The 8,939-nt window shown below is 70.3% G+C and carries 8 protein-coding genes; 4 read left to right on the top strand and 4 right to left on the bottom strand.

Annotation, left to right across the window (positions count from 1 at the left end; translation table 11 throughout):
- The coding region (locus ON21_RS08045) for a class I SAM-dependent methyltransferase (RefSeq protein WP_039796853.1) at positions 1-650 on the bottom strand (650 nt) is incomplete at its 3' end.
- A gap of 10 nt (positions 651-660) precedes the next feature.
- A complete protein-coding gene (locus ON21_RS08040) occupies positions 661-1,326 on the bottom strand; it encodes a class I SAM-dependent methyltransferase (protein ID WP_245562506.1) in 666 nt (221 codons plus the stop codon).
- A 156-nt stretch (positions 1,327-1,482) separates the two neighbouring features.
- Between ON21_RS08040 and ON21_RS08035 the strand changes: the two genes are divergently transcribed.
- The 4 genes from ON21_RS08035 to ON21_RS08020 all read left to right on the top strand — a co-directional run bounded on the left by ON21_RS08035 (position 1,483) and on the right by ON21_RS08020 (position 7,390).
- Complete coding sequence (locus ON21_RS08035) at positions 1,483-2,322, top strand: methyltransferase domain-containing protein (protein WP_039796851.1); 840 nt, start codon at positions 1,483-1,485, stop codon at positions 2,320-2,322.
- Between the two features lie 149 nt (positions 2,323-2,471).
- The gene (locus ON21_RS08030) at positions 2,472-5,555 is read left to right on the top strand and encodes an AfsR/SARP family transcriptional regulator (RefSeq protein ID WP_039796850.1); all 3,084 of its coding nucleotides are present in this window, start codon (positions 2,472-2,474) and stop codon (positions 5,553-5,555) included.
- A gap of 45 nt (positions 5,556-5,600) precedes the next feature.
- Positions 5,601-6,815, top strand: coding sequence for an FAD-dependent monooxygenase (locus ON21_RS08025; RefSeq protein WP_039796849.1), 1,215 nt, complete (start codon positions 5,601-5,603; stop codon positions 6,813-6,815).
- A 62-nt stretch (positions 6,816-6,877) separates the two neighbouring features.
- Complete coding sequence (locus ON21_RS08020) at positions 6,878-7,390, top strand: VOC family protein (protein ID WP_039796848.1); 513 nt, start codon at positions 6,878-6,880, stop codon at positions 7,388-7,390.
- 44 nt (positions 7,391-7,434) lie between these two features.
- On the opposite strand, the gene ON21_RS08015 is transcribed toward ON21_RS08020, so the two are convergent.
- Both ON21_RS08015 and ON21_RS08010 read right to left on the bottom strand, forming a co-directional pair.
- A complete protein-coding gene (locus tag ON21_RS08015; RefSeq protein WP_039796858.1) occupies positions 7,435-7,968 on the bottom strand; it encodes a DUF3145 domain-containing protein in 534 nt (177 codons plus the stop codon).
- A 95-nt stretch (positions 7,969-8,063) separates the two neighbouring features.
- On the bottom strand, positions 8,064-8,897 hold the full coding sequence (locus ON21_RS08010) for a serine hydrolase domain-containing protein (RefSeq protein WP_039796847.1): 834 nt from the start codon (positions 8,895-8,897) through the stop codon (positions 8,064-8,066).
- Positions 8,898-8,939 lie beyond the last annotated feature (42 nt).

Genomic DNA, 8,939 nt, shown 5'->3' with positions numbered 1-8,939 from the left:
AAGAAGTCGCGGAACTCGGTTCCGTCGGCGAAGCGATCGATGACCGCGGTCTCGCGCCGCAACTCGAGGTCGGTGACGCGATCACCCAGCAGCGACCGCACGTGCGCTTCGTCGCCCCACATCGGCGGCGGCTGAGCGCCGGGCGGAGGCGGAGGAGCGAACGGTTTCATCGTGGCGAACATCTGCCCGATGAATCCGGTGGGCGTCCAGTTGATCAGCCCGATCGTGCCGCCCGGCTTGGTCACACGCACCATTTCGTCCGCCGCCGCCTGGTGGAACGGCGCGAACATGACCCCTACGCAGGAGATCACGGCATCGAACTCGGCATCCGCGTACGGCAATGCCTCGGCGTCGGCTTCCTGCCACCGCAGTTCGACGCCCCGGTCGGCGGCAAGACGCCGCCCCGCCTCGAACAGTTCCGGCGTGAGGTCGCTCGCCACCACCTCCGCACCCGCCTCCGCCGCCGGGATCGCGGCGTTGCCGGACCCGGCCGCGATGTCCAGCACGTGCTGACCTGGTCCGATACAGCAGGCATCGACCAGACGCCTGCCCAGCCCAGGGATGACCTCGGTGGCGATGGAGGGATAGTCGCCCAGTGCCCATATCGCGCGATGCCGCCGCTTGAGATCCGTGGAGCCGGATTCGGACATCGGACGCTCCCTAGGTGTTCTTGGTAGCCGCACCAAAGATCAGCGGTCGAATGATCGGGGGCTCTCCTCGCCACGACGCTTCCTGTACGTCTTCGAGTTTCAGCCCGGACCCCTGGATGAGCTCGAGCGTGGCACGGTTGCAATGGCAGCCCTCCGCGAACCGGCGCCAGGGGCCGGCGAGGCGGTCTTGCCACTGGGCGAGTCGCGGCGACTCCGAACGCACATGCTCGATGAACAGCAGCTGACCGCCGGGGCGCAACACACGCTCGATCTCGCGCAACACCGGTTCGGGGTCGTCGACGGTACACAGCACGAGCGTCGAGACGACCGTATCCACGGTTTCATCCTCGAACAGCAGTCGTTCCGCCGATGCGTCGAGCACACGTGCCCGGCGTCCACTGCGACGCAGCCTCCGCGCCAACCGCGTCCGCATCGCGGCTTCCGGTTCGGTCAAGATCAGCTCGTCGAGGCCGTCCGGGTAGTACCCCATGTTGAGACCGGTACCGCTGCCCAGCTCGACAGTTCGTCCCCTCGCGCGGCTGAGCAGATCCCGTCGGCGAGCGGCCATACCCGCCCGCTCGCCCATCCACAGCAGAGGGTCGTACAGCGCCGCGAAAACCCGGGCCCACGGATCCGAGCCCTTCACCGCTGCCCCCGGCACGGCGCCACTGCTCACAAACTAGACGGTACGCCGGGCGGGCGGCATCGCCAATGTCCAGCGGTGAACTCCGGCGAAGGGGAGCCACACCGAGCCGCGAGCCCTGGCGAGAAACGCACCCGACGGGTCGACCGCACACTGCCGTCGACGGCGGCGCGGGGATAGTGTCGGACCATGTCGAGCGATCCCTCGCCGCCTATCCCGTCGTTCCACGTGAACGCGATCCCGGACGCTTCCCGCACCACCGACGACCCGATGGCCGCGCTGGTCGGCATGCTCGACCTGCAAGCCGAGCTGCCGGGTATCCGGCGCTTGCGCGCATGGGGTCACGAGGTCTCGACCGTGCGACCGGGCGAGCGGGTGCTGGACATAGGCGCCGGTACCGGCACCGAGGTGATCGAACTGGCCGACCGGGTCGGCCCCGACGGCGACGCGGTGGGAGTCGACCCGAACCCCGCGATGCTCGCCATCGCCCGTGGCCGCGCCGAGACCGCGGATTCCCGTGCCCGCTTCGTCGAAGCCACCGCCGATCAGCTGCCGTTCTCCGACGGCTACTTCGACGCGGTGCGGTGCGAGCGGGTCTACCAGCACTTGGACGACCCGGCGGCCGCCACCGCCGAGATCGCCCGCGTCCTGCGACCGGGCGGCCGCGTGCTGCTCATCGACACCGACTGGCACACCGTGATCGCGCATCCCGGCGACCCAGATGTGCTCGCCCGCCTGTCGAAGGCTATGCGCGCCACCATCCCCAACCCGGCGTCGGGCCGCCGCCTGCGCGGCCTGCTCACCGCCGCCGGTTTCACCATCGACGACATGGGCTCGGAGGCGGTGATCTGGAATCCGGACACGGCCCTCCCGCTGTACATGCAGATGATCGCGTCAACGAGCCAGGCCGGAGCGATCTCCGAGCAGGAGGGCCGCGACCTGCTCGCCGCCATGGAGGCGGGCATCGCCACGGGCGACTACCACCTGTCGGTCACCATGTTCGCCGTGCTCGCCCACCGAGCGGAGTGAACGACCCGGTTCCGACCGCTGCCGCACTACGTCCGAGCACCGGAGTCGATGGCGCATCGGAATAGGCGTCCACGACGCAGCGGACGCAAGCCGGTGCTGAGAACCCGGCGAAGCGGCAGCCCGTCGATCCCCGGGCCATACTGGCGATCGTGCGGTTCGGGATCCTGGGTCCGGTGGAGGTGCGACGGCCCGATGGGAGCCCCGTCGCGGTGGGTGGGCCGCAGGTGCGGTCGCTGCTGGCGGTGTTGGCGCTGGAGGCCGGGCGTGTGGTGTCCCGAGAGCGGTTGATCGACGATCTCTACGGCGAGGACCCGCCGGGCGACGCCGGGCACGCGTTGCAGTCCCAGGTGTCGCGGTTGCGGCGGGCGCTGCGCGCGGCGGGCGCCGACGAACTGGTGGCGTCCTCGGCGGCGGGCTACCGGCTCGCGGTCGACCCGGGCACGGTGGACGCGCACCGGTTCGACCGACTCGCCGAGGGTGGCCGGATCGCGTTGCGTGACGGCGATCCCGCTGCCGCGGCCGCGCTGCTGGACGAAGCCGCCGAACTCTGGCGGGGTGCGGCGCTGGCCGACGTCCGCGACGCGCCGTTCGCCGCGACCGTGGTGACCCGCCTCACCGAAGCGCGGCTGGCGGCCCAGGAGGATCGGGCGGAAGCCGGGCTGGCGCTGCGCGACCATCGAGCGGTGGTCGCGATGCTGACCGAACTCGTCGCGGCACATCCCTTGCGCGAGCGGGCCCGTGCGCTGCTCATGCGCGGATTGTCCGGGAGCGATCGGCAGGCGGAGGCGCTGGAGTTGTTCGAGCAGGGCCGCAGGCTGCTCGCCGACGAGCTGGGGGCGGATCCTTCTGCCGAGCTGACGCGGGCGCACCTCGAGATCCTGCGCGGGGACACCGTCGCCGCGTCCGCGTTCCGCCGCCTACCGGCCCAGCTCACCAGTTTCGTCGGCCGCGACGACGAGCTCGCTCGGATCGCGTCGCTGCTGGCACGGGCCCGCCTGGTCACCTTGACCGGGCCAGGAGGCACCGGCAAGACCCGGCTGGCGTTGGAAGCCGGCTCCCGGGCTCAGGGCGAGGTGTGTTTCGTGGATCTGTCGCCGTTGGTGGACGGCGCGCAGGTGGCGCGGGAGATCGCGGCGGCGCTCGGCGGCCGCGCGACCGGGGAGCACGACGACGCGGCAAACCGGCTGTACGCCATGCTCGCCGGCCGGTCTTTGCTGATCATCCTCGACAACTGTGAGCATCTGGTGCTCGAGGCCGCGCGGCTGGTCCATCGGTTGTTGCGCGAATGTCCAGGACTGCGGGTGCTGGCGACCAGCAGGGAAGCCCTGCGCATCACCGGCGAGACGGTACTCTCCATCGCGCAACTGCCGGTCGCGACCGCCGACGCGCCGCTGTCGGAGCAGCTCGGCTGCGCGGCGGTCCGCCTGTTCGCCGATCGGGCGGCCGCGGCGCGGCCCGGATTCACTGTCGACGCGGGCACGATCGCGGCCGTGCGGCGCATCTGCGCGCGACTGGACGGCACGCCGCTGGCCTTGGAACTCGCCGCCGCCCGTCTGCGCAACCTCGAAGTGGAGGACATCGACGCACGCCTCTCCGACCGGTTCCGTCTGCTGGCACGGGGAGACCGGACCGCAGAACCACGGCATCGGACGTTGCAGGCGGTGGTCGAATGGAGCTGGGGTCTGCTGGAACCGGCCGAGCGCCTCATGGCGCGGCGCTTCGCGGTCTTCGCGGGCGGCGCGTCCGCCGCCATGGCCGCTTCCGTCTGCGAACTCGACGACGCCGACGAGCTGCTCGCGGGCTTGGCCGACAAATCGCTGGTCGAGGTGCACGGCGGCCGCTATCGGATGCTGGAGACCATCCGAGCCTACGGTCTGGCGCGCTTGACCGAGTCCGGCGAGCGTGAGCGGATGCAGCGTGCCCACGCCGGCTTCTTCACCGACTTGGCCGAGCGGGCCGATCCGCGGCTGCGCGGTCCGGACCAGCTGGACTGGTTGGCACGGCTCAGCACCGAGCACGACAACGTGCAGGTGGCGCTGCGCTGGGCGGTGGACGCCGATCCGGTGTCGGCGCGACGGCTCATCGCCGCGCACGCGTGGTGCTGGTGGCTGCGCGGTCATCCGGGCGGGGCGGTCGAACTCGCGGGCAAGCTGCTGCCCGCACTCGATCCGGCGGCGAGCGCCGAGGAATACGGTCTGTGCGCGGCGATCGCCGCGCGCGTGGGAGCCGGGCCGTCGGTAGCGGTCACCCGGGCGGTTGCGGCGCTCTCCGGTCTGGAAAGACCCTTGCAGCGACCGCATCTGGTGTTTCTGCTCGCGACAGTCGGCGGGTTGCTCGACCTGCCGCCGCAGCGGCAGCGCCCGCTCTTCGGTCCCGACCCGTGGTCGCAGGCGTTCCTGCGGCTGGGCGAGGGACTGCGCCTGCTCATGTCCGGTGAGCCCTTGGCGGCCGAGCCCGAGTTCCACTGTGCTCTCGAGGGTTTCCGCGCCACCGGCGACCGCTGGGCGATCGCCACCACCCTCGACAAACTCGCCGCCGTCTCCGACTGGCGCGGTGAACGGACGGTCGCGCTGGATCTCATCGACGAGGCCGTTGTCCTGCAAACCGAGTTGGGCGCGGGTGACGACGCCGCCGACCTGCTCAACCGGCGCGGCGACCTGCTCGCCCGCGCGAACCCGGACGGAGCGCGCGCCGCCTACCGGCGCGCCGCCGAATCGGCCCGGACAGCAGGCGCGACGGACATGTACGCCAACGCGATACGCGGGCTCGGCGATCTGCGCCGGGCCTCAAACGATTTCGCCGGCGCCCGGGAGTACTACGACACGGCCATCGCGCTACCCGACAACGGCTCGGTCGGCATGGCGGAGGCCCGGGCGCGCAGCCTCATCGGACTGGGCTGGGTCTCGCTCGCCGAAGCGGACATCGAAGCCGGGCTCGCGGTGTACCGCGAGGCGTTCGAGCTGGCCCGTCACCGATCCCGGCCGGTGGCCGCGGCCGCGGTGGCCGGCCTGGCGGGGGTCGCCGCGGCGAGCGGGGATACGGTGCGGGCCGCGCTCCTGCTCGGCGCTGCCGAGTCGCTGCGCGGGATGCCCGCCGCAGGTGACGGTGAGGTGGCCGGCACCGCCGCGCGGTGCCGCACCGAACTCGGCGAACAACAGTTCCGCGCCGCCTATGACCGCGGCGCCGGGCGTTCGGTCGAGGAGGTGGCGGCACTGCTCGGTGAGCGGCGGTGAGCCGATGGTGAGGGTGTGGTGAGCGCCGCGACCGACGCTGTTCCCATGACAACGACGCGACAGTTCACCAACAAAACCGTTCTCATCTCCGGCGCGAGCGTCGCCGGTCCGGCACTGGCCTACTGGCTGACCCGCCACGGGTTCACCGTCACCGTCGTCGAGCAGGCGCCCGCACTGCGGGAGGGCGGCTACAAGGTCGACCTCAGAGGCGTGGCCATGGAGGTCGTCGAGCGGATGGGGCTGATGCCGGAAATCCGCGAGGCCTCGACGGCGATGCGGGGCGGCGCGTGGGTCGACGACTCCGGTAAAGCGCTGGCCACCCTGGGTCCCGAGCTGATCGGACTGCGGTCGCCCGGCGACGACGAGGTGTTGCGCGGCGATCTCGCGCACATCCTGTTCGACGCCACCAAGGGCCGGGTCGAGTACCTGTTCGGCGACTCGATCACGGGGCTGGCCCAGCAGACCGACGGCGTGACCGTTCGCTTCCGCAACGCAGAGCCGCGAGTATTCGACCTGGTGATCGGCGCCGACGGCATACATTCGACAGTGCGCCGCCTCGCGTTCGGGCCGGAGGAGCGATTCGCCCGGCACACCGGCATGGCGGCCTGCGTGATCTCGGTGCCGAACAACTTGGATCTCGACCATTGGGAACTGGTCCATCCCACTCCGGGGCGCGTGGTGCAGGTGTACAGCACCCGCCGTTCGTCGGCCAAAGCCCAGTTCATCTTCCAAGCCCCGGAACAACTGCCGGACCGGCGCGACCGCGCCGCACAGCAACAGCTGGTGGCCGACGCCTTCGCCGGTGCGGGCTGGGAGACACCGAATCTGGTACGAGCCATGCCCGAATCCCCTGACTTCTACTTCGACTCGGTCAGCCAGATTCATCTCGACCAGTGGTCCGCCGGGCGCGTCGCACTCGTCGGCGACGCCGCCTATTGCCCGTCGCCGCTGTCCGGACAGGGCACGAGCATGGCGCTGGTCGGCGCGTATGTCCTCGCGGGCGAGCTGAAAGCGGCCGCGGGCGACCACAACGCCGCGTTCGATCGCTACCAACGCGCCATGCGGGACTACGTGACCCGGAACCTGACGCTGGGCTGGAACAACGCCACCCAGATGGTGGCCGCCGACCAGCGCGCGATCCGGACCCAGACCACCATGCTGCGCATGCTGCGGCACATGCCGTGGAAGGGCTTGGCGCTGCGCCCGATCATCAAGCCGCTCGAACGCGCGGCCAACGCCATCCGCCTCGCCGACTACTGAACCGCACCGTCACTCGCGCCATTGCGGGCGGTCACCAGCCGATCCACCTGAGGAGTATCCGAATGAGCATCGTTTCCGGCCCGATTTTCCAGCTGGCGTGGGTTGTCCACGACATCGAAGCGGCCGAACGTGAATTCACCGAGCGCTACGGAGTCGACAAGTGGGTTCGCATGCCCCGCATGCGTTTCGGCCCGGACTCGTGCCGCTACCGCGGCGCGCCGGCCGACTACACGATCGACAGTTCCCTCGGCTATGCGGGCGGGCAGCAAGTGGAATTGATCGCACCGGTCTCGGGCACGAACCTGTACACCGAAGCACTCGATCGGTCCGGTCCCGGCTTGCACCATATCGCCTGGGTGCCAGATGATTTCGATGCCGTCCTGGCGGAGGCTCTGGCGGGCGGCGCCGAGATCGCGCAACACTGCGCCGTCGCGGAGATCGGCATGGAATTCGTCTACCTCGCCGGGGGACCACTCGGCTCGTTCATCGAGTTGCTGCGGCTGCCCGCCGACGCGCGCGCATTGTTCGACAGCATGATTCCGAACGGCTACCGAAATCCGTGGTCGCACGGCTAGGGTGCGCCCCGGGCGTGGCAGGGCCGCGGCGACAGCCGGATTCCTTATCCCACGTCCCGGCGCAGCCAGGTGACCTCCGCGCCGGATTCCGTTCCGTACCGGTAGATTTCGAGGTCCTCGTCCCAGGCGGTGCCGAGGGCGCGGTCGATCTCGGCCGCCAGATCGTAGGCGGAGTACTTGCCCAGTTCGCGGGTGGCCTGGAGCATGGCGCGCAGGCGCATCTCGCCGATCATGACGTCGCCGTTGGCGCTCGTCGAGCCGTGCCACAGGCCGAGGCCGGGGACGAAGCTGTAGCGCTCGCCGTCGACGCCGTCGCTGGGGTCCTCGGTCACCTCGAAGCGCAGAACCGGCCAGGAGCGCAACGATTGGGCGATCTTCGACGCGGTGCCGACGGGGCCGATCCACTCACTGGTGGCGCGCAGTTGGCCGTCGGCCGGTTGGGCGGTCCAGCGCAGTTTCGCGGGGGCGCCGAGGGCCGAGGTGAGCGCCCACTCGACGTGCGGGCACAGCGCGGCAGGCGACGAGTGGATGTAGACCACACCCGCCGTCGCGTCCGCGAACTGACTCGATGCGCGCACCACCAACACCTCCAGCTTCGACGAGGAACGTCTTCCCCAACGATTCGTCGAACTGGCGTTGCCTGAGTGTACTGGAGTGCCCGAAGTTACACGTGTTACTTTGTGACCGTGTTGCGCGCGGCGGCCACCTCCGCGATGACGGCATCGCTCAATGGTGGCCAGGCCGCGCGCGCCCAGTCGCCGAAATTCTCGTCGCTCAAGGCGAGACACGCCAACCCCGTTCTCGGGTCAACCCATAAAAATGTCCCGGATTGGCCGAAATGTCCATAGGTTTGTGGCGAATTCGTGCCACCGGTCCAGTGCGGTGTCTTGTTGTCGCGGATCTCGAAGCCCAGGCCCCAGTCGTTGGGACGCTGCGAACCGTAGCCGGGCAGCACGCCGTTCACGCCGGGGAACTGGACCGAGGTGGCCTCGGCGTGCGTCTGCGCCGAGATCAACTGGGGGTGTAGCAATTCGGCGGCGAAGCGGGCCAGATCCGCCGCGCTGGACCGCGCCGCGTGCCCGGCCGGACCGGCCAGCGCCGAAGCGGTCATGCCCAGCGGCTCGAACACGGCGTCGCGCAGGTACTCCTCGAACGCGATCCCGGTCTGCGCGGTGACGAACTCGGCGAGCACCTCGAAACCCGAGCTGGAGTAGATCCTCCGGGTCCCGGGCGCGGCCTGGAGGTCGGTGGTGTCGAACGCGAGCCCGGAGGTGTGCGCCAGCAGATGACGGACCGTTGCGCCGGGCGGGCCCGCGGGCTGGTCGAGTTCGACCGCGCCCTCCTCCACCGCGACCAGCACCGCGTACGCCACCAACGGCTTGGTCACCGACGCGAGCGGGAACACCCGCTCCACATCGCCTTCGCTCGCGACGCCGCCGTCGGCGGTGACCACCGCGGCCGCCGCGTGCCGGACCGGCCATTCCCGGATCTGCTCGAGTGAACGCACCCTGCGAGCCTACGAGAACCGCGTAGCTACCATCGACTCACC

This window comes from Nocardia araoensis NBRC 100135 (genome assembly GCF_000308435.1).
Lineage (GTDB): Bacteria > Actinomycetota > Actinomycetes > Mycobacteriales > Mycobacteriaceae > Nocardia > Nocardia araoensis.
Note: the sequence above shows the minus strand (reverse complement) of the source record. Positions and strands in the feature narration are given on the sequence as shown.